The organism is Marmoricola endophyticus (genome assembly GCF_014644415.1).
Taxonomy (GTDB): Bacteria; Actinomycetota; Actinomycetes; order Propionibacteriales; family Nocardioidaceae; genus Marmoricola; species Marmoricola endophyticus.
Genome location: NZ_BMKQ01000002.1, coordinates 45,420 through 64,382 on the forward strand (window position 1 = coordinate 45,420; position 18,963 = coordinate 64,382).

Genomic DNA, 18,963 nt, shown 5'->3' on the forward strand with positions numbered 1-18,963 from the left:
GGGGCAGCAGTGCCGCAGCACGACAACGACTCGGGGACCGGTTCGCCCACCGCCTCGGGCACCAGCACCACGACCGAGGTCGACCTCGCGCTCGGCGCGTCGTACCGCCTCGTCGAGGTGGTCGGCCGTGGCGCCATGGGCGAGGTCTGGCGCGCCGTGGACCGCCGTACCGACGAGCCGGTCGCGGCGAAGGTCCTGCGCGCGGAGCACGTCGCCGACCGCGACCTCGTCGGCCGGTTCGTGCAGGAGCGGTCGGTCCTCGTCAACCTGCGCGACCCGCACCTGGTCGCCGTGCGCGACCTCGTCGTCGAGGGCGACCGCCTCGCCATCGTCATGGACTACGTCGGTGGCGGCTCGCTGCGCGACGTGGCCCGCGAGCGGCGCACCCTGCCACCGGCCCTCGCCCTCGGCGTCGTCCGCGACGTGCTGCTCGGCCTGGCCGAGGCGCACGACCAGCGCCTGGTGCACCGCGACATCAAGCCCGACAACGTGCTGCTCGCGCCCGGCTGGGAGGAGCTCGGCACGGGAGCCGTCCGGCTGACCGACTTCGGCATCGCCCGGATCGTGCAGGAGGGCCCGTCGACCACGACCGGCCTGCTCGGCACCCCGGAGTACATGTCGCCGGAGCTGATCAGCAACGGCGTCGCCGGCCCACCGTCGGACATCTACGGCGTCGGTGTCCTGCTCTACGAGCTGCTCGCCGGCCGCACCCCCTTCGCCGGACCGGGGACGGACTACACGATCGCCCACCGCCACGTCAGCAACCAGGTCCCGGTCCTGCCGGTCGCCGACGAGCTCTCCGGCGTGCTGGCGCGGATGCTCTCCAAGGACCCGCGCGAACGCCCCGGTGCCCGCGAGGCCGCGGCCCAGATGGACAAGCTGATCCCGACCCTGGCCCACCACCAGGCGCTCGAGCCGCAGGCCGCGCCCGAGGACTTCGCGCCCTCGCAGGGCCCGGTCACCGTGGTCCGTGGCCTGTCCAAGGCAGAGCCCGACGAGCCGGTCGAAGAGCCCGGGGAGCGCCTCGCGCTGGCGGACATGGACCTCGGCGCCCCCGGGTCGGCGACCGTCGTACGCCCCATGGAGCGCAAGGTCGCGCCTCGCCGCCACGTCGCGGTCGACGAGGAGACGCCCAAGCCGCCGTGGTGGAAGGACGTCCGGATCCTGGCCGGCATCGCCGGCACGATCCTGCTGGTCGCCGGCGTGCTCGTCGTCGTGCAGATGGGCGGAGGCTCGGCCAAGGCGAAGGACGGCGGCGACGGAGGGCCGGTGAACGCCAGCGTCTCGGACCAGAGCGCCCTGCCGACCGGCCTGCGCACCGCACGGTCGGCCGAGTACGACCCGGAGACCGGCACGGCGACCCTCACGGTCACGTTCGCCGCCCAGGCGGCTCCGCTGTCCGGACCGTTCCTCGTGGTGATCCCCGGTCTGGGCAAGACCTGCCCGACGCTGAACTGGACCGAGGGCAAGGCCACGATGAACGCGCCCAGCACCGGCATCACCACCGCGTGCGCCTGGAGCGTCGACCCCGGCCCCATCGAGGCGCAGGGCAACGTCACCGCCACGGCGGAGGTCCGGCTGGGCTCGATCGACGACGACGCGCAGACGGCGGTCAACGACTGGCTGCAGAAGGGGTTGGACGCCACGACGAGCGCGGTGTCGGACAGCGAGACAAGCTCGGTCGCGTACCCCGCCCAGCGGTTGACCGACATCCAGGTCAGCACCCCGCAGCAGGTCGTCAGCGGCCGTCCGCTCCCGGTGACGCTGGTCCCGGTGTGGCCCAACGGCCCCGACAAGCTCAACCCGCTCTACAAGAGCCCGAGCGTCCAGAACCCCTCCGGGCTCCTCGACGCCGTGGCCGGCGGTGAGGACGGGGTCAGCTTCAGCGACGGGTGCAACGGAGGTCTGCTGGTCTCCAACGGCGGCCACTCGGTGACCGCCCTGTCGGCCAGCGACAACTGCGTGCTCGACGCGCGGGTGGGCAACTTCGCCAGCCTGAAGAGCGAACCCTTCACGATCGCCAACCGCGGAGGCTGACCCGCCCCCGGCCGGCTCAGCCCAGCGGCGCGGTGACCTCGATGTTGATGTTGTCGGGGTCCTGGATGGACAAAAAGGCGATCCCGGCGTCGGTGAGGTCGACGATCTCGCCGTGGGTGACCCCGACCTCGTCGAGCGCGCCGACGGCCGCCTCCAGGTCCGACCGGGCGGCGACCGAGAAGCTGAGGTGGTCCAGGCCCGTCGCGTCCGGGTCGAAGGGCTCCTTGCCGACCGGCCGCAGCCCGAAGAGGTTGCCGTCGGGCGTCTGGTAGACCACGCCGCCGTAGAAGCCGGCCGAGGCCTCGGCCACGCCCGGCTTCCCGTAGTTCTCGGTGTCGTCGATCGCGACGTCCCATCCGAAGAGCCGGTCGTAGAACGCCCGCGAGCGCTCGATGTCGGTGACGGTGATGCGTACGTGGTGGTAGCCGGTGCTGTCGATCAGTGCCATGTCGGTGGGGTACCCGTCACCGACGTCAGCAAACGAGCGTCCGAGCGTCCGCCGTACCCGAGAGACGGCGGACCGGCGGGGAGCACCCGCTGTGGCGCTCAACGACCGGCCCCGGGATCGGTCACGCGTGAGGCGACGGTGCCGGGAGCGGCTCAGTGCCTGCCCGTTGCTGCCCCAGCGCTCATGGCCTCGAGGCCGGTCTCTGGAGGACGCCGATCGCCATCCGCGGCGTCGAGGTGCCTGCATGTGCCTGTTGCACGAGCCTGCAGAAGCAAAGAACAGCACGAACCACATCCGGCTTCCGCCCGCTTTCACTGCTTACGGGATGTCATGATTCGGTGCGACGAGGAGGATGCATGATCGGTGCGTTGCGGCGACCTAGTGCTGCCGACGGCACGGACTGTGGATCGTCGTGAGCAGCGCTCGGCGGCCGACGAGCGTTGTGTCTCTTCGGGTGCGCCTCGTCTTGACGGTGACATCCACTGTCTTGCTGATGTGCGGCTGCGCAGCTGAGAAGGAAGAGTCGACCGACTCTGCACCCGTCACGCCCGGCTCGTCGAAGTCGATGGAGCAGGCGATCAAGGAAGTGCAGCAGATGCGCAGAGAGATGACCGCCGCCCTCGAGCAGGCTTTCGGCCCACCGCGGTGGGGTCTCGCCCCCGACTTCCAGCCCGTGCTCGAACGTGCGGGGTGCCCCGACGACTCCTCAGAGGACGGCGCGGAGGTGGCTGGCCTCCCGACGTGGTCCACTGCGACGGTCTATCCGGAGAGTCATTGGCGCGACGCTGCTGATCGCGTAGCGAAGATCGGCCGCAAGTACGGCTTCGATCGCGTTCGAACCGTCGTCGACAGGCCGGGCGACCTGGAGATCGACGGGCGCGCACCGGACGGTGGCCAGTACGTCTTCGGGTTCGGCGACAGCGCGATCCTCCAGATCACCACCGGCTGCTACGTGTGGAAGGACAAGCCGCAGGGCCTGGTCCGAGACAGCAGGTCCTGAGCCGGAGCACCCTCCGCGGCTCAGTGTCCGCCGAGCGCTCCGCTGAGCCGCTCGCGCCGCTCACGGCTGGCCTCGTTGAGGCCGCGGATCTCGACAGTCGTGCCGCGGGCGGCGTAGCGCTGCTCGACGGCGTCGAGCGCGGCGACCGTCGAGGCGTCCCAGACGTGCGACTCGCTCAGGTCGATCACCACGTGGGCGGGGTCGCCGGCGTAGTCGAAGCGGTGCACGAGCTCGTTGGAGGAGGCGAAGAACAGCTCCCCGACGACGCGGTAGACCCGGGTGTGCGCGTCGTGCGAGACGTCCTCGACCCGCGTGAAGCCGGCCACGCGGCGCGCGAAGGCGACCATCGCCACCAGCACCCCGACGACGACACCGATGGCGAGGTTGGAGGTGGCGACGGTGACGACGACGGTCGCGAGCATGACGGCGGTCTCGCTGCGCGGCATCCGGCGCAGCGTCGCCGGCCGGATGCTGTGCCAGTCGAAGGTGCCGACCGCGACCATCACCATCACGGCGACGAGCGCCGCCATCGGGATCAGCGCGACCACGTCGCCGAGCACGACCACCAGGACCAGCAGGAACGTGCCGGCCAGGAACGTCGACAGCCGGGTCCGCGCACCCGAGGCGCGCACGTTGATCATCGTCTGGCCGATCATGGCGCAGCCGCCCATGCCGCCGAACGCCCCGGTGACCAGGTTGGCCACCCCCTGGCCCCAGGCCTCGCGGGTCTTCGAGGTACGGGTGTCGGTGATGTCGTCGACCAGGGTCGCGGTCATCAGCGACTCCATCAGCCCCACCAGCGCCATCGCGAGGGCGTACGGGCCGACGATGCGCAGCGTGTCGAGCGTGAGCGGCACGTCGGGCCGGAACAGTGCGGGCAGGCTGTCGGGCAGCGCGCCCTCGTCGCCGACGTTCGGCACCGAGAGCCCGGCCAGCAGCGTGACGGCGGTCAGCAGGACGATCGCCACCAGCGGCGAGGGCACGACCGAGCTCAGCCGGGGGAGCAGCACGATCACCGCCACCCCGACGGCGACCATCGGGTAGACCAGCCACGGCACGCCGACCACGTTCGGCAGCTGGGCGGCGGCGATGAGGATCGCCAGGGCGTTGACGAAGCCGACCATCACCGAGCGCGGTACGAAGCGCATCAGCTTCGCCACGCCGAGGACCGCGAGCAGGATCTGCAGCAGCCCGCCCAGCAGCACCGTGACGACGAGGTAGTCCAGCCCGTGGTCGCGCACCACCGGGGCGACCACGAGCGCGATCGCGCCGGTCGCGGCGGAGATCATCGCCGGACGGCCGCCGACGAACGCGATCGTCACCGCCATCGTGAACGACGCGAAGAGCCCGACCCGGGGGTCGACGCCGGCGATCACCGAGAACGAGATCGCCTCGGGGATCAGCGCGAGGGCCACCACCAGGCCGGCCAGCACCTCGACGCGCAGCCGGCGCGGGTCGCGCAGTACGGCTCGTACGGGCATGGGGGTGTGCTCGGTGACGACGGCAGGGCTCACGGTGCTCCGGGGACGGAAAAGGACGGAGCGGCCGACGCTACCGAGGAACGGCGCCGCTGGTCGCGCCCGGAGCACTCGGTGAGCGCGACGTCACACGAGGATCCGGTCGGACGGCGACCCGCGGAGCGAGGCCGCGCGACGCGGCGCGGAACGCGGCGTCGACCTCCTCGAGCGAGTACGCCGTCGAGACCAGCCCGCGCAGCGCGCCCGCCCGGGTGCTGCCCGAGAGGAAGGCGACGGCCTCCACCAGGTCGGCGGGTGCGTAGTTGTGGCTGCCCACCACGGTGACCAGACGTCGTACCAGCTGCTCGGGGTCGACCGCCACGGTCGGACCGGGCGAGACCGAGCCGACCAGCGCCACCCGCCCGGCGAGATCGACCACGTCGAGCGCAGCGGTGACCGCCGAGTGGTGGCCGGACATCTCGAGCACCACGTCCGCGCCGTACGACGCCGCGAGCTGCGGCAGCTGGGCGGGCTCGGCGACGGCGACCGCGCCGAGGGAGCGGGCGAGGTCCAGGCGAGCCGGGTCGACGTCGCAGGCGACCACCGAGGCTCCGAGGTCGGTGGCGTGGGCGACGGCGGTGAGGCCTAGCATCCCGCAGCCGATCACCACGACCGCGTCGGCGGGGCCCAGCCCCACCCGTCTCGCGGCGCAGGTGACCGTGGCGGTGGCGCAGCCGGCCGGCGCGACGAGCGCCGCGGGGAGTTCCTCGGGGACCCGGACGACACCGGTCCCCGGGAGCAGGTGGACGTACGACGCGAGCGTGCCGTTGAGGCGCCAGCCGTCGGTGCGCTGCTGGTGGCCGTACTTGCGCACGTGCACGCACTTCTGCGGGACCCCGCGCCGGCACGGCCGGCACCCGCCGCAGGAGGTGCCGATCGTCCAGACGACCCTGGCCCCGGTCGCGACTGGCGCGCCGGGGCCGGTGCCGACGACGCGACCGACCGCCTCGTGGCCGAGCACGCTCGGTGTCGGGCCCAGACGGTCCCCGGCGACGGTGTGCAGGTCGCTGCCGCAGATCGTGGCCAGCTCGACCTCGACCAGGCTCTCGCCGGGGCCGAGGTCCGGCAGGGCATCGTCGGCGAGGGAGAAGCCGTGGCCGTCCCACACGGCCGCCGAGGCGTTCACCGGAGCGTGGCCTCCGCCTGCGCCACGAGGGTCGTGCCGACCCAGAACGCGTCGTAGTTGTGCACCTGGGCCGGTACGGCGGACCGCTCGACGCGGCGGTTGACGACGAACGGCACGTCCTGCTCACCGAGCGCGCCGTGCGAGCGCAGCGGCGCGTCCAGACCGGACAGGTCGTGCGCCTGCGGCGTGCGTCCCAGGGCCGTGTCGGCGTGGGCGAGGACGACGACGTCGCCGATCCGGTCCGCCGGCAGCGAGAGGCGGTCCGCCGCCTCCTGCCGGGTCAGCGCGAGCTCCACCCCGGGCAGGCGGGCGACCCGAGCGGCGACGCCCGCGGCGTCCTCGCCGTCCGCGAGGTGGACGACGGCGTACGAGCCGAGTGCGCCGTGGTGCGCGACGTACGGGTCGGTGATCGGCAGCACCACGTGCGCCGGCTCCACGATCTCGTCCTCGAGGTACACGATCCGCTCCTTGGCGCTCATCCCGTGGTCGGCGGTGAGGACGACGACCGCACCGGCGTCCTCGAGCCTGGCGCACCACCGGTCGAGGACCGCGTAGAAGTCCTGCGCCGCCGGCGTTCCCGGCGCGTGCTTGTGCTGCACGTAGTCGCTGAGCGAGAGGTAGACGAGATCCGGGCGCCGGGTCTCGAGCAGCACGCACCCGGCCGCGAGGACGAGCGCGGACAGCTCCGCCGAGTAGACCTCCGGCTGCGGGAGCCCGGTCGCCGCGAGGAGCGCGGCGGGAGCCCGCTCGGCCGAGACGCACGTCCCCGTGCTCAGCCCGGCCCCGAGGATCCTGGGCAGCTTGTCCTTGGCCGTGACCACCGCGACGTCGAGCCCGGCGCCCTCGGCGGCGGCGAAGAGCGTCGGGACCCGGAGGGAGGCCGGGTCGCCCATCGGGCGCTCCTCGCCGGTCTCGGTGTCGAGCCAGGTGTTGCCGCTGATCCCGTGCCCGGAGGCCGGCAGGCCGGTGGCGATGCCGCAGTTGTTGGGGTTGGTCAGGGCCGGCATCGCGCAGTGCGCCGGCCACGACGTCCCGGTCCGCAGCGTGCGCTCCAGCCAGGGCATCAGCCCCGCCGCCACGGCGGCCTGGTGGTACGCCGGCGCGCTGCCGTCGACGCAGACCACGACCACCGGGGCAGCAGGGAGCTCGTACGCCCTGCCGTTGGCGGTGAAGCGCGCCATCTACTCGGCCAGCCGGCGGCGGACGTAGCCGCTGGCGACGTCGACCACGACCACGAGGACCAGCACCATGAGGATGTACGTGAGCATCTGGTCGAAGGCGAACAGCGAGATCGACTGGTTGATGAGGAAGCCGATGCCGCCGGCGCCCACCAGGCCGAGCACCAGCGAGCTGCGCACGTTGACGTCGAAGCGGTAGAGCAGCAGCCCGACGAGCTGGGGGACGACGCTGGGCAGCACCACGTGCGCCGCCAGCTGCGGGCTGGAGGCGCCGGCGATCCGGAGCGCGTCGATCGGGCCGGTCTCGATCTCCTCCATCGACTCCGACCACAGCTTGGCCATGATCCCCGTGTTGTGGCAGATGATCGCGAGCACACCGGCGAACGGGCCGAGTCCGACCGCGGTGACGAAGATCAGGGCGAACACGATGTCGGGCACGGCACGGAAGAACGACATCACCGCGCGGGCGACCTGGTAGGCGACCGGGTTGCGCGAGGTGGGGCGCGCGCCGAGCACGGCGAGGACCAGCGACGTCGGGATCGACAGCGTCGTACCCATCAGCCCGATGGCGAGCGTGACGCCGCACGCCTTCAGGCCCGGCTGGACGACCTCGGCCCAGTCGAGGTCCGGCGGGATCGCGTCGCCGAGGAAGTCAGTGATCCCGGACCAGCCCTCGACCAGTGCGCCGATCGAGAAGTCGGTGGCGATCCAGGCCCAGACGTGGACGCCGACCAGCACCAGGACGAGCACGGCGGCGCCGGCGAGGCCGGCCGTACGCCGTGGTCGCGGCGGGACCGGAAGGCGCTCGACCGGCTGCTCGGGGGCGGTGGCGAGCGTGGCGGTCATCGGGCACCTCCGGTCGTGTAGAGCGCGCGGACCTCGTCCTCGGCGATCTCCTCGGGGCTGCCGGAGAAGACGATCCGCCCCTGCTGCAGGCCGACCAGGCGGTCGGCGTGGCGACGGGCGAGGTCGGGCTGGTGCAGGACGGCGGCGACGGCGATGCCGTCGTCCGCGAGCCGCCGCAGCAGCTCCATCACCTGTTCGGCGGCCTCCGGGTCGAGCGCGGAGACCGGCTCGTCGGCGAGCAGCACCGGTGCCCGCTGGCACAGCGCCCGCGCGATCGCGACCCGCTGCTGCTGGCCGCCCGAGAGCCGACCGGCCCGGTCGTGCGCGCGGTCGGCGAGACCGACGCGGTCGAGGCACGCCATCGACTCCTCCCGCAGCGCGCGGGGGAAGGCCGAGGTGCTCCACGACCGCCGCAGGGACAGCCGACCCAGGGCTCCGGCGCAGACGTTGTCCAGCACCGAGCGGCGACGGACCAGGTGGATCTGCTGGAAGACCATCGCGGCACCAGGGCGCTCGTCGGCGCCGGCGATGCTCACGGTGCCGCCGTCGGCCTGCGCGAGGCCGACGACGCACTTGAGCACGGTCGACTTGCCGGAGCCGTTGGCTCCGAGCAGTGCGACCAGCTCGCCCGCGGCGACCCCGAGGTCGACGCCCTCGAGGACGGTGCGCTCGGCGTACGTCTTGCGCAGGCCGCGGATGCTGAGGACCTCGGCAGCGGCCACCGGCCGGGCGACAGGGGTGAGGGCGGGGGCGCTCACGAGACGTCCTTCTCGGTCAGGCCGAGCTTCTGGGCCAGCTCGAACAGCGGCTGGTAGTCCTTCTCGCCCACCGCGACGAGCTGGCCGGCGGGCTCGACGTCGAGGTAGCCCGCGGCCGTCGAGACCGCCGAGGCCGGCAGGTTGAGCAGCGCCTTCTTCACCGCCGCCTTGAGCTTCGGGTCGGCCTTGCCCGCGATGGTGATCGGGTCGTTGGGGATCGGGTCGGAGGTCCAGATCTCGCGGTAGTCGGCGGCCTTGAACTGGCCGGCCTCCGTCGAGGTGGCCTCCTGCTGGGTGTTGATCTCGGCGGCGTCGACCTTGCCGTTGGTCAGCGCGAGCAGCGCCTCGGGGTGACCGCCGGCGTACTGCACCTTGAGGTCGCTCTCCTTCAGCCCGGCGTCCTTGAGCGCCTGGCGCGGCAGCGCGTCGCCGGAGGTGGAGCCGGGCTCGGAGAGCGCCAGCGACTTGCCCTTCAGATCGGCGATCGAGGTGACGGGGGAGTCCTCGGGGACCCAGATGCCGGCCTTGTACGTCGACAGCTCGCCGTCGCCGGTGCCGAAGGACGCGACCGCCTCGGCGTCGGCCTTCTCCTTGGCGAAGACGTAGCCCAGCGGGCCGAACTGGCCGAGCGTGAGCTTGTCGTTGCGCATCGCGAGCACCTCGGCGGAGTAGGTGTCGACGATCTGGACGTTGACGTCGCAGTCGAGCTCCTTGCTCATCGCCTTCGCGATGGTCTGGTACGCCGGCGTCAGCTTGGCCGGGTCCTCGAAGGGCTCGACGCCGAAGTTGATGCCGCCGTCGGGGCACACGGAGTCCGACGCGGACGCCGAGGACTCGGCCCCGCAGCCGCTGAGGCCGAGGGAGAGGACGGCGGTCCCGGCCAGGGCGGCCAGGGGGAGCAGGTGGTTGCGCTTCACGGTGGTCTCGTTTCTGGGTCAGTGGGGCGGGACGGGTGGAGCGGTCAGAGGAGCTGGTCGAGGACCGTCGGGGCGAGCCCGAAGGACGTGGTCATGCCGATGCCTGAGGTCACCGAGACGACCCGGACGAGCGGGTGCGGCGCGGCGACGAGGAAGTCGGTGCGGGAGGACGAGGCGTAGACGCCGCGCCAGCGGCGCCGCACGGTCAGCGGTGCCCCGAGGAGCCGGGCGCCCTCGCGCAGCAGCAGCGCGGCGTCGGTCTCCTCGTCGAAGGCGTCGTGGGTGACGGCGCGGTGGTGGGTGTCGCCGAGCACGATCGAGCCGTCGGGTCGCTGGGTGAGCATCAGGTTCACGTCCAGCGCGAGCAGCTCGGGGGCGTCCGCGGCGAAGCGAGCGGCGACCGCGTCCGCGCTGGGCATGGCGGCGAGACCGGCGTACCTCGCCATGGACAGGCCGGTCAGCAGCGCCGGTGCGATCCGTACGTCACCGGGCGGGGCGACCTCGAGCATCTGCAGCCGGCAGCGGCGGACGGCGTACTCCTCGGCGAGCGAGGGGAAGAGCCGGTCGACGTCGTGGCCGACCGCGTGGACGACGTGGCGGGCGCGGACCTCGCCGCGTCCTGTGCGGACGAGGACCTCGTCGCCGGACGGGACGATCTCGCCGACGTGGGTGCCGAACCGGATCCCGACGCCGGCCTCGCTCAGCCAGCGGGCCAGGGCGGGGACCGCCTCGCGGGGGTCGACGCGCAGGTCGAGGGGGAGGTGGGCCGCACGCTGGAGGTCGGGGACGTCGACGCCGCTGCGCTCGGCCGCCGCGGCCGGGTCGAGCAGGCGTACCTGCTCGGCACCGCGCTCGGCGGCCAGCTCCTCGAGCACGGCGACCTCGTCCTCGGCCCGGGCGAGCACCAGCGTGCCCGCCTCGGTGACCTCGAACCCCGCCTTGCGTCCGAGGTCGAGCCAGGTCTGCCGGGCGACGAGGGCGAGGTCGAGGGCGCGGCCTCCCTGGGCGGTGGTGCAGACGTGCCCGAAGTTGCGGACCGACGCGCCGACCGCGTGCTCGTCCCGCTCGAGGACGACCACGCGAAGGCCGCGGTCGAGGGCCTCGGCGGCGTGGGCGAGCCCGACGATGCCGGCGCCCACGACGACGAGGTCGACGGCGGTGTCTGCGCGGGGCGAGGTGCTGCTCATGACGTCGAGCGTCCGGGGCCGGAGCCCCTGGGTCAACGGGTTACGTGGACTTGTCTGAACAAGTTTACCGACCGTTCACCCGGATTCGCAGGAGTTCTCCCGCTCGTCACGTGCATGTGCTGCCGGTTGTCTGGTCAAGCGTCTACGGTGGCGTCGTGAACGTCCCACGGACCACCCTGCACGCCCAGGTCGCCGACGGCATCCGCGAGCAGATCCTCGGCGGCGAGCTGCCGGTCGGCGCGAGCCTGCCCTCCGAGGCACGGCTCTGCGCGAGGTACGACGCCTCCCGCGGCACCGTCCGCGCCGCGCTCGCCGCGCTGCGCCACGAGGGACTGATCGAGGGCGGGCAGGGGCGGCCCTCGGTGGTGCGGGACAACGCGGCGGCGCAGTCGTTCGACACGTTCCTCTCGTTCACCGCGTGGGCGCAGCAGACGGGTCGTACCCCCGGTCAGCGGACCGTCGAGATCGCGCGTCGCAGCGTCGGCGCGGTCGCCGCGGCGGCGCTCGGTCTCGAGGCCGGTACGCCGGTGGTCGAGGTGCTGCGGCTGCGGCTGCTCGACGGCGAGCCGGCGATGCTGGAGCGCTCGACGTTCGTCGAGCCGGTCGGACGGCTGCTGTTCGACTTCGACGCCGACTCGGGCTCGATCTACGCCCACCTCATCGGGCAGGGCGTGCCCCTGCACCAGGCCCGCCACACCTTCGACGCCGTCGCCGCCGAGGAGGTGGATGCCGAGCACCTCGACGTACTCCCCGGGGCGCCGCTGCTGCGGGAGCGCCGCCGGGCCGTCTCGTCCGAGGGCGAGCCGCTCGAGTACGCCGAGGACCGCTACCGGCCCGACCGGGTGACCTTCAGCATCGACAACGTCCGCCCGCAGGTCTCCGGCGCGAGCGCCGACCTGCGCGTCATCAAGGAGATCTCATGACTGCCACGGCCCACGCCTTCGACCTCGTCAGCCTCGACATGGCCGGCACCACCGTGGAGGAGGGCGGGCTCGTCTACCGCGTGCTCGACCAGACGGTGGCCGACGTGACCGGCCGCCCGGTCCCGCACGACCTGCTGCTGGCCTGGAAGGGCACCAGCAAGCGGGAGGCGGTCGCGGGCCTGCTCGCCGGGATGGACGCGCCGTGCGCCGAGGCCGACGTCGACACCGCGTTCGAGGAGTTCTCCGCGCGTCTCGTGCAGGCGTACCGCGACACCCCGCCGGAGCCGATGCCCGGCGTGCCGGAGATGTTCGCGAGCCTGCGCTCGCGCGGAGTGAAGGTCGCGCTGCAGACGGGCTACCCCGCCGAGATCGCCGACGCGATCCTCGAGGGCCTCGGCTGGCGCGTCGGCTCGGGGGGCGAGGCCACGGTCGACGCCGTCGTCACCTCCGACCGGGTCGCGGCCTCGCGGCCGGCGCCGTACCTGGTCTTCCACACGATGGAGGCGACCGGCGTCACCGACGTACGTCGCGTCCTCGTCGCCGGCGACACCCCCAACGACCTCGGCGCCGGCACCCAGGCGGGCGCGGGTTTCGTCGTCGGCGTGCTGTCCGGCTCCTTCGACGAGACCGCGCTGGCCGCCGAGCCGCACACCCACGTGATGGCCTCCGTCACCGGGATCGCCGACCTGCTCTGAGCCCGGCGGGCTCGCTTCCCACGACGAAGTCGCACTTCCCACGGTGGGTACGCCGTGGGAAGTGCAAGCTCGTCGTGGGGAGTGGCGGGATCAGGTCGCGCCCCTCGCGGGAGCCACCCAAGGCCCGAGCAGACAGGCACATTGACGATTCTCCTGAGTGAGGACAATCGCTCGAGTACCAGCGCCTAGGGCTGCTGGATGCTGACGCGGAAGACGACGCTGGTGAAGTCGGGGTCGTAGCCGATGTCGTTGCACCGGTAGCGGCGTGACCCGTCGGGCAGGTCGTCGATCAGCACCCCTGAGGTGGCGCTCTGCGACTCCATGCCCTTGCCGCGGTCCGAGTCCCAGATGTTGTGTACGACTACCTGTCCTTTGGTCTGGAGAACGTCGATCTCGATGGTCTCGGGCGACGTGTCGCTCCACAGGCGAAAGGCGCGCGCGATCGTTCCGTTGGTCTCCAGCTCGCCGTTGGTCACTACAAAGACGCCCTGTCGCCAGCGGTCACCGACCGATTCGAACGTAATCTGAAGCCTCGATCCCGCCGAGACACCTAGCGAGTCGACGTTGAATGCTGGCTCGCCGTCCGGTCCGGCTACGCGAGGGTTCTCGGTAGCTGGCGGTAGCCACGTATCGTCTGATTGCTCCATTGCTTCCCTCGCGCCCGCCTCAACGGGCGGACGTGGTCCGGTGTGGTGATGGAAACGGTCGTGAGTGACCGCTAGGTGCTCTGCGCGAACGCTCGGGGCGATCGGTGCTTGCCAAGTTGAACGTCCTGGTCGCGGGAGCCACCCGAGGCGCGACCAAACAGGCACATTGATGATCCTCCCGAGTGAGGACGATTGCTTCATGTGCCAGCGATGCCGCTCCAAGCCAGATGGTCGGCCCGTGAAGTGTGGTCTACGGCTGCTGGACGCTGAGGCGGAAGACGACGCTGGTGAAGTCGGGGTCCCGCCCGATGTCGTTGCACCGGTGGCGCCGCGACCCGTCGGGCAGTTCCTCGATCAGCATGCCCGAGGTGTAGCTCAGCGACTCGCGTCCCTTTCCCCGGTCGGAGTCCCAGACGTTGTAGACCAGCACCCTTCCCACCGACTCGCGGGCGAATATGTCACCGCCCAGGGGTTGCTCGTCGGCCCAGATGGTCACGATGCGGTCGGCAATACCGTCGATCTCCAAGACGCCGTTAGTCGCTATGAGCACACCTTGGCGCCACCGAGGTCCGACAGACTCGAAGGCGATCGAGACCGTTGACCCGTCGGCGACGTCGAGGGAGTCCATCTTGATTGCTGGTTCGCCGTCGGGGCCGCGCAGGTGTGAGTTCTCCGTGCGTGGCGGCAGCCAGGCGTCTGTCGAGTGACTCGTCAATTGCTTGCTCCTACCCAGCAGATGGGCCTTCGAGCGATCTGGAATGTCCATTGTCACGTCTGCGCGCGGGTGGATCGAATTCACGCCGGCGGTCGCGTCTGCACGGTTCGGCACCGCACGAACCTGCAGTCGTTTGGCGTGCGGAGTTGTCCACAGGCGTGCTGGAACTGATTGCCGTGGAGGTCGCCGGCGTCGCAAGATGTCCGAATCGTCGAGGCGTACGGCGCTACCGCTCGGGAGGTGGTCGTGTGAGCAGTCAGTCGGTGGCACGCCGCCGCGGTGCTCCGCCCGCGTCAGCGGTGGGGGTGGCGTCGGCGGAGCTGGTGGAGCGCCTCGACGGTGCGGTGCGCGAGCTGGTGCGCCGTGACGGCGTCGATCCCCAGCGTGACCCGGGCCTGGTGCGCCGGTTGGCCGAGCAGGTGGTGCGTGGTCACGACGAGCGGAGCCTGACCGGGCAGGTCGCGCCGGTGGAGGACGTCGAGGCGCTGGTGGGCGAGATCGTGGCCAGGGTGTCGGGGCTGGGGCCGTTGCAGCCCTACCTGGACGACCCGGAGGTCGAGGAGAACTGTACGCCCCAACTACCTCGGAGTCCGGGCTCAGAGACAGCGGCGAATCAGACCGTTGGCGTTCACCGTGGTTCGACCCAGTCCTCCCAGCCAGGAGGATAAAGAAGTCCGTCGCGCCGGGCTTCTACCCAGTCTCGGAAGTAGCGAACGCCCGGATAACCGTTGTCGGTGCCGAAGTCGAAGCGACCGGGCGGCCTCGGTGAAATTGAAAGAAACTCTTGCACCGAGATGCCGAGGATCATTGCCGCCTCGTTCTCGTCTATGTAGCAATAGGCCCACTCCCGCTCGCTGACTACGCCAGCGCTTCGTCGTGCTGCCCTCAGGTCCTCGGCTAGCCAGTCGACCCGGACGCCGGACACCTCGGTCAATTCATTTCCCATACTTGAGTGCGATAGTCCCGGCTCATGTTCAGAGGACAGAGAGCGCCACTTGTTACCCGCCCGGTCAGGCGCGCCGCGCGCGGGAGCGTCCCAGTGCTCGACGTACTCGCGCCACGCTCGGAGTTCCTGCTGCTGGCGGAAGGGAGGCATCGCTTCGCCGCGCTGTTCGAGCACCCACGCAGCCTTTAATGCTTGCCGCGCGGCGAGAACGAAGAAGGCCAGATCGTCGTCAAACTGTTCTTGAAGATCTGTGACGGATTCCGGCAGGAACCGTGGAACTCCGGCGTCGACCACTCTTTGTAACTCCGCGTGTTGTGCTGAGTAGGCCGTCTGAAGCCGATCGTGTTGTCGGAGCGCCCGGTCTATCCGTGCTATGCAGACGTTGGCCCATCTGAGAGATGTGGCGAGCGGCTCGGCCATCCCTAGACCGTAGTTGCAAGAGGTCCCGATGACGTGCGCTTGGGTGACCGTGCCGCGTGCGGGGCGGCGGTCCAACGGCCGGTGATTCGGTCGGGTACGTTGCGTGAACCCTTGGATCCAGTGAGGAGGCTGAGCCGAGTTGAGCCAGCCGTTCTTGCCTATGGACGTACCTGCCGTCCGAGCGCAAGGCAACAACACGACGACCTTTACCGACAACATGCGTCTGCCGGTGCACCGCTGGTTCCGCTATAGCGCGGGCTTCTCGGCCGGCTGGGCCGAGACGGTTGTCGAGGCGACAGAGGCGCGTCGCGTTCTAGACCCGTTTGGTGGCTCTGGAACGACGGTGCTTGCGGCAGAAGCGGTGGGCGCGGAGGCAGTGGGCGTAGACGTTCACCCGTTCGTGACCCGGGTTGCGCGCGCGAAACTCGCATGGCGTTCGGACCCCGAGGTGCTCCTCATGAGGGCGGCCGATGTGCGGCTGGAGGTGAAGCAGCAGCGCGCTGTTGCCGAGCCGACCTCCCCTCTCGTGGTGAAGTGCTTTCCTGATCGCGGTGCGCTGCTCGATCTACTTCGCTTGCGTGACGCGGTGGAGCGGCTGCGCCAGGGCGACGACTACGACGAACTTCTCTGGCTGGCCTTCATCAGCATTATCCGTGCGTGCTCACCCGCAGGTACCGCACAATGGCAGTACGTGTTGCCGAACAAAACGAAAGCCCGGGTCGCCGAGCCCGTGTCGGCGTTCGAATCACGTGTGGAGTTGTTCGCCCAAGACATGTTTACGATGCGCGACCACGTCGGCTCCCCACGAGGGCAAGTTTACGAGTCTGATGCGCGAACGCTGGACACTTTGAACGACGGTTGGGCAGACCTAGTGCTCACGTCCCCCCCGTACGCGAACAACTTTGATTATGCAGATGCGACCCGCCTAGAGCAGTCAGTTCTTGGTGAGGTCAATGGGTGGGGCGACCTAAAACCTCTTCGCAAGCGGCTGATGAGATCAGCCACTCAGCATATGAGTGGGTGGGACGCCGCGGAGGCACTCGAGTCACCCCTGCTGCAAGCAGTCCGAGGCGAGTTGACGCAAACTTTCCAAACGCTCGCGCAAGTCAAACAAGAGAGAGGTGGAAAGAAGGCGTACGATCTGATGGTCGCAGGCTACTTCTTCGACTCGGCGCAGATATTTCAGGCGCTACGTCGCGTCAGTGCGCCAGGCGTGACCGTCTGCTATGTCGTGGGGGACTCTGCTCCGTACGGTGTGCACGTCCCGGTGGAGCGCTGGCTGGGCGAACTAGCGCTTGCTTCGGGCTTCCGTAAATGGCGTTTCGAGAAGGTGCGCGACCGTAATACCAAGTGGAAAAATCGCAAGCACACGCACCCGCTTCACGAGGGCCGACTTTGGATCGAGGGCTGAGGTTTGGCTAGAAGTCCGGCGCACCGCATCGGCCAGATCATCGGCTACGCAATGGAGCAGTCTGTAGAGCCCTTGCTACAAGCGGTCGCGGAAGAGCATGGCTTGTACCTTGACACCATTGGTCCGCGCCCTGCGCGAGACGGTAAACGCCTTGTCACTTGGGAAAATGACTCTGGCGGTAAGAACAATCTCGACTTCGTTCTTGAGCGGGGTGGCACACCCGAGAATTTCGGGGAACCGGTTGCCTTCATCGAATCGGCATGGCGTCGTTACACAAAGCACTCGGTCAACAAGGCAGGTGAGATCACGGCGGCCCTCTTGCCACTGCTTCAGCGACACTCGCGCTCGCGGCCGTTTCTTGGGGCGGTCGTCTCTGGAGTGTGGACCGAGGGCGGGATAGGCCACATGGTGGGGCAAGGGGTTCGGGTACTCCATATCCCACGCGAGGTGATCGTTGATTGCTTCGCGAGGTTTGGAATAGATGCTGACTACGACGAGCACACGACGATCGACCACCTCCAAATGCAGGTCGACGCGTGGGACGCGCTGAGCGATTCCGAGCGACAGTCGCTGTCTCGGTCGCTTATGCAGGAAAGTCCAGATCGATATGCCATATTTCGCGAAACGCTCGACCGTCACCTACGCCGCCGCGTGAGCCGCGTATTGATTCTCGCTCTGCACGGTGAGCAAGCATTCTTCAACACAGCGGCAGAGGCTGTGCAGAGTCTACGCGAATACGAGAACACGACGCACGAGCCGATGCTTCTCGCTCGAATCGAAGTGCAGATCTACTACACAAACGAGGACCGGATCGAGGCGCAATTTTCCGAGCCGGTAGAAGCGATCGCGTGGCTCGAGAGCCAGGCGTAATCGCGAGTCGAGAAGCGATGCCGGGCGTGAGTGGCGCACTGTTTCTCGCCCGGCTGCCTAACTAGGCGTCATGCGGTCCGCGCGGCGCTCGGCATGATCCCGCACCTCGGTCACGCAGGCCCCCGTTTCGTCATGTCCTGTTTCATGCGCGAGCGAACTCGCCGCCGCTGAGGCGTCGCGCAAGCCGCAACGGGGCACGATCAAATTCTTACGCACTTGTTCGCGCTGGTCAGAGCGTCGCTGGGATTCTTACGGTTCTCTCCTCTTGACCGAGGCCGGTTGTGGGCTAACGGTCTCCCCATGAATGCATACGAGACTGCCACAAATCGGACCGCCGAGATCCTTCACGCCGCGATCGGGGAGGCTGTGGAGGACGTCGCCTTCGCGGACCTTGTCGACTCGGTCGTCGACGCGAACGCGGGCGCGTTCCTCGACCCGATCGAGCCGGCCCTCCGGCTCGCCAGCCGGGTAGCGGCACGCACAAGAGCCCCGGTCCCTCGCGAGGAGGGCCGGGGCCTCGTCGTGCTCAGGTGAGCGTGTCGTAGGCGATCGCTCTCGCGACTGCCTGTTCGCGTTCGCGGAGGGCGGCCTCGTCGACGTCGACGTCGCCGTTAGCGTGGTCGAGGATCTCTTCGTCTACCGGGGGTAGGCCGAGCCGCTCGCGGATGTCGTCCTCGATGAGGCATGCGGCGCGGAAGATGACGTCGGCGTACTCGCCGCCGGGCTCCAGACTGAGCGCGTCGGCGTAGGAGGTCGCCTTCTCCGAGATCGTGGCGCCGAGGAGTGACTCCGGATCGAAGCGCGGGTAGCCCGGGAGACCTTCGTCCGCGAGGTCGAGGCGACCGCTGCCGGTCGCGCTGTGCTGTTGCTTGCGTCGGGCCATACGCTCAGCGCCTCCCGTTCGCGGCGCCCCAGCGGGTTCGCGCGGCCTTGCGAGCAGCGCGGGAGACGCCGGTACCTCCGGCGGAGGGGCGCTCGTCGTCGTCGGTCGGGAGGTCAAGGAGCCCGAGGAGCCGGACGAGGATCGCGCGCTGCTGCCGTGCCTCGACGACCGCAGGAGAGACCTTCCCCGCGTCGGTGACGTGTCCGTCACGACGGACCGCCGCGTCGAGCGCGGCCAGGGTGTCCAGGGTCCGCGCGACCTCTGCGAGCGCGGGCTCCTCGACGGCGCCGAGGTCGAACTCCTCCGCGACGCGGAGCCAGTACGTCCGGCCAGCGTCGCCTAGGTCGGCCGGAGGCTCCGGCCGGGTGTCTTCTTCGGTCTCCGTCATGCGGGAGACCTCCTCTCAGGGTGTTGAAACGTCGTGAGCGGGCCGGGTCCC

At 70.0% G+C, this 18,963-nt stretch carries 20 protein-coding genes; 6 read left to right on the forward strand and 14 right to left on the reverse strand.

Annotated features, from left to right (window positions below; translation table 11 throughout):
- The first annotated feature begins 9 nt into the window (after window positions 1–9).
- Window positions 10–2,037 carry a serine/threonine-protein kinase gene (locus IEX42_RS16760; protein ID WP_229661007.1) on the forward strand — a complete coding sequence of 676 codons (2,028 nt, stop codon included), beginning with the start codon at window positions 10–12 and terminating at the stop codon, window positions 2,035–2,037.
- 16 nt (window positions 2,038–2,053) lie between these two features.
- Here the strand turns inward: IEX42_RS16760 and IEX42_RS16765 are convergent, their stop codons facing one another.
- Window positions 2,054–2,485 (reverse strand): VOC family protein, encoded by a 432-nt coding sequence (locus tag IEX42_RS16765; protein WP_188781240.1) that lies wholly within the window; start codon window positions 2,483–2,485, stop codon window positions 2,054–2,056.
- A 454-nt stretch (window positions 2,486–2,939) separates the two neighbouring features.
- On the opposite strand from IEX42_RS16765, the gene IEX42_RS16770 reads away from it, so the two are divergent.
- Window positions 2,940–3,485, forward strand: coding sequence for an LppA family lipoprotein (locus IEX42_RS16770; protein WP_188781241.1), 546 nt, complete (start codon window positions 2,940–2,942; stop codon window positions 3,483–3,485).
- A gap of 20 nt (window positions 3,486–3,505) precedes the next feature.
- On the opposite strand, the gene IEX42_RS16775 is transcribed toward IEX42_RS16770, so the two are convergent.
- From IEX42_RS16775 to IEX42_RS16805, 7 genes are read right to left on the reverse strand one after another with little or no spacing between them, the layout of a single operon-like run.
- Window positions 3,506–4,999, reverse strand: coding sequence for a SulP family inorganic anion transporter (locus IEX42_RS16775; RefSeq protein ID WP_229661008.1), 1,494 nt, complete (start codon window positions 4,997–4,999; stop codon window positions 3,506–3,508).
- A gap of 37 nt (window positions 5,000–5,036) precedes the next feature.
- Window positions 5,037–6,128 carry a zinc-binding dehydrogenase gene (locus tag IEX42_RS16780; RefSeq protein WP_188781242.1) on the reverse strand — a complete coding sequence of 364 codons (1,092 nt, stop codon included), beginning with the start codon at window positions 6,126–6,128 and terminating at the stop codon, window positions 5,037–5,039.
- Entirely contained in the window at window positions 6,125–7,309 is a 1,185-nt protein-coding gene (locus IEX42_RS16785) for an alkaline phosphatase family protein (protein ID WP_188781243.1), read from the reverse strand. The genes IEX42_RS16780 and IEX42_RS16785 overlap by 4 nt, the downstream gene beginning before the upstream one ends.
- On the reverse strand, window positions 7,310–8,152 hold the full coding sequence (gene phnE, locus IEX42_RS16790; protein WP_188781244.1) for a phosphonate ABC transporter, permease protein PhnE: 843 nt from the start codon (window positions 8,150–8,152) through the stop codon (window positions 7,310–7,312).
- The gene (locus IEX42_RS16795) at window positions 8,149–8,910 is read right to left on the reverse strand and encodes a phosphonate ABC transporter ATP-binding protein (protein WP_229661009.1); all 762 of its coding nucleotides are present in this window, start codon (window positions 8,908–8,910) and stop codon (window positions 8,149–8,151) included. Before IEX42_RS16795 ends, phnE begins: the two co-directional genes overlap by 4 nt.
- Window positions 8,907–9,827, reverse strand: coding sequence for a phosphate/phosphite/phosphonate ABC transporter substrate-binding protein (locus tag IEX42_RS16800; RefSeq protein ID WP_188781245.1), 921 nt, complete (start codon window positions 9,825–9,827; stop codon window positions 8,907–8,909). Before IEX42_RS16800 ends, IEX42_RS16795 begins: the two co-directional genes overlap by 4 nt.
- A 44-nt stretch (window positions 9,828–9,871) precedes the next feature.
- Window positions 9,872–11,014: a TIGR03364 family FAD-dependent oxidoreductase gene (locus tag IEX42_RS16805; protein ID WP_188781246.1), complete on the reverse strand. Its 1,143-nt coding sequence runs from the start codon at window positions 11,012–11,014 to the stop codon at window positions 9,872–9,874.
- A gap of 155 nt (window positions 11,015–11,169) precedes the next feature.
- Here IEX42_RS16805 and IEX42_RS16810 point away from each other — a divergent pair, with 155 nt between their 5' ends.
- Window positions 11,170–11,937, forward strand: coding sequence for a GntR family transcriptional regulator (locus tag IEX42_RS16810; RefSeq protein WP_188781247.1), 768 nt, complete (start codon window positions 11,170–11,172; stop codon window positions 11,935–11,937).
- Window positions 11,934–12,632: a phosphonatase-like hydrolase gene (locus tag IEX42_RS16815; RefSeq protein WP_188781248.1), complete on the forward strand. Its 699-nt coding sequence runs from the start codon at window positions 11,934–11,936 to the stop codon at window positions 12,630–12,632. Before IEX42_RS16810 ends, IEX42_RS16815 begins: the two co-directional genes overlap by 4 nt.
- A gap of 185 nt (window positions 12,633–12,817) precedes the next feature.
- Here IEX42_RS16815 and IEX42_RS16820 read toward each other — a convergent pair whose 3' ends face one another.
- The 4 genes from IEX42_RS16820 to IEX42_RS16835 form a co-directional block, all read right to left on the reverse strand.
- Entirely contained in the window at window positions 12,818–13,108 is a 291-nt protein-coding gene (locus tag IEX42_RS16820) for a hypothetical protein (RefSeq protein WP_188781249.1), read from the reverse strand.
- A gap of 421 nt (window positions 13,109–13,529) precedes the next feature.
- A complete protein-coding gene (locus tag IEX42_RS16825; protein WP_188781250.1) occupies window positions 13,530–14,108 on the reverse strand; it encodes a hypothetical protein in 579 nt (192 codons plus the stop codon).
- Between the two features lie 179 nt (window positions 14,109–14,287).
- A complete protein-coding gene (locus IEX42_RS16830) occupies window positions 14,288–14,428 on the reverse strand; it encodes a hypothetical protein (RefSeq protein WP_188781251.1) in 141 nt (46 codons plus the stop codon).
- A gap of 194 nt (window positions 14,429–14,622) precedes the next feature.
- The gene (locus IEX42_RS16835; RefSeq protein ID WP_188781252.1) at window positions 14,623–15,360 is read right to left on the reverse strand and encodes a hypothetical protein; all 738 of its coding nucleotides are present in this window, start codon (window positions 15,358–15,360) and stop codon (window positions 14,623–14,625) included.
- A 139-nt stretch (window positions 15,361–15,499) separates the two neighbouring features.
- On the opposite strand from IEX42_RS16835, the gene IEX42_RS16840 reads away from it, so the two are divergent.
- A complete protein-coding gene (locus IEX42_RS16840; RefSeq protein WP_229661010.1) occupies window positions 15,500–16,771 on the forward strand; it encodes a DNA methyltransferase in 1,272 nt (423 codons plus the stop codon).
- Window positions 16,772–16,822: 51 nt separating this feature from the next.
- Window positions 16,823–17,641 carry a hypothetical protein gene (locus tag IEX42_RS16845; RefSeq protein WP_188781253.1) on the forward strand — a complete coding sequence of 273 codons (819 nt, stop codon included), beginning with the start codon at window positions 16,823–16,825 and terminating at the stop codon, window positions 17,639–17,641.
- 526 nt (window positions 17,642–18,167) lie between these two features.
- On the opposite strand, the gene IEX42_RS16850 is transcribed toward IEX42_RS16845, so the two are convergent.
- On the reverse strand, window positions 18,168–18,524 hold the full coding sequence (locus IEX42_RS16850) for a hypothetical protein (protein ID WP_188781254.1): 357 nt from the start codon (window positions 18,522–18,524) through the stop codon (window positions 18,168–18,170).
- A 4-nt stretch (window positions 18,525–18,528) separates the two neighbouring features.
- Window positions 18,529–18,912, reverse strand: coding sequence for a terminase (locus IEX42_RS16855; RefSeq protein ID WP_188781255.1), 384 nt, complete (start codon window positions 18,910–18,912; stop codon window positions 18,529–18,531).
- Window positions 18,913–18,963 lie beyond the last annotated feature (51 nt).

Excerpts from the sequence above, each read along its gene's own strand:
- IEX42_RS16805 (WP_188781246.1), bottom strand. The coding sequence starts at position 11,014 with ATGAGCAGCACCTCGCCCCGCGCAGACACCGCCGTCGACCTCGTCGTC.
- IEX42_RS16765 (WP_188781240.1), bottom strand. The coding sequence starts at position 2,485 with ATGGCACTGATCGACAGCACCGGCTACCACCACGTACGCATCACCGTC.
- IEX42_RS16785 (WP_188781243.1), bottom strand. The coding sequence starts at position 7,309 with ATGGCGCGCTTCACCGCCAACGGCAGGGCGTACGAGCTCCCTGCTGCC.
- phnE (WP_188781244.1), bottom strand. The coding sequence starts at position 8,152 with ATGACCGCCACGCTCGCCACCGCCCCCGAGCAGCCGGTCGAGCGCCTT.
- IEX42_RS16845 (WP_188781253.1), top strand. The coding sequence starts at position 16,823 with ATGGAGCAGTCTGTAGAGCCCTTGCTACAAGCGGTCGCGGAAGAGCAT.
- IEX42_RS16815 (WP_188781248.1), top strand. The coding sequence starts at position 11,934 with ATGACTGCCACGGCCCACGCCTTCGACCTCGTCAGCCTCGACATGGCC.
- IEX42_RS16835 (WP_188781252.1), bottom strand. The coding sequence starts at position 15,360 with ATGGCCGAGCCGCTCGCCACATCTCTCAGATGGGCCAACGTCTGCATA.
- IEX42_RS16850 (WP_188781254.1), bottom strand. The coding sequence starts at position 18,524 with ATGGCCCGACGCAAGCAACAGCACAGCGCGACCGGCAGCGGTCGCCTC.
- IEX42_RS16855 (WP_188781255.1), bottom strand. The coding sequence starts at position 18,912 with ATGACGGAGACCGAAGAAGACACCCGGCCGGAGCCTCCGGCCGACCTA.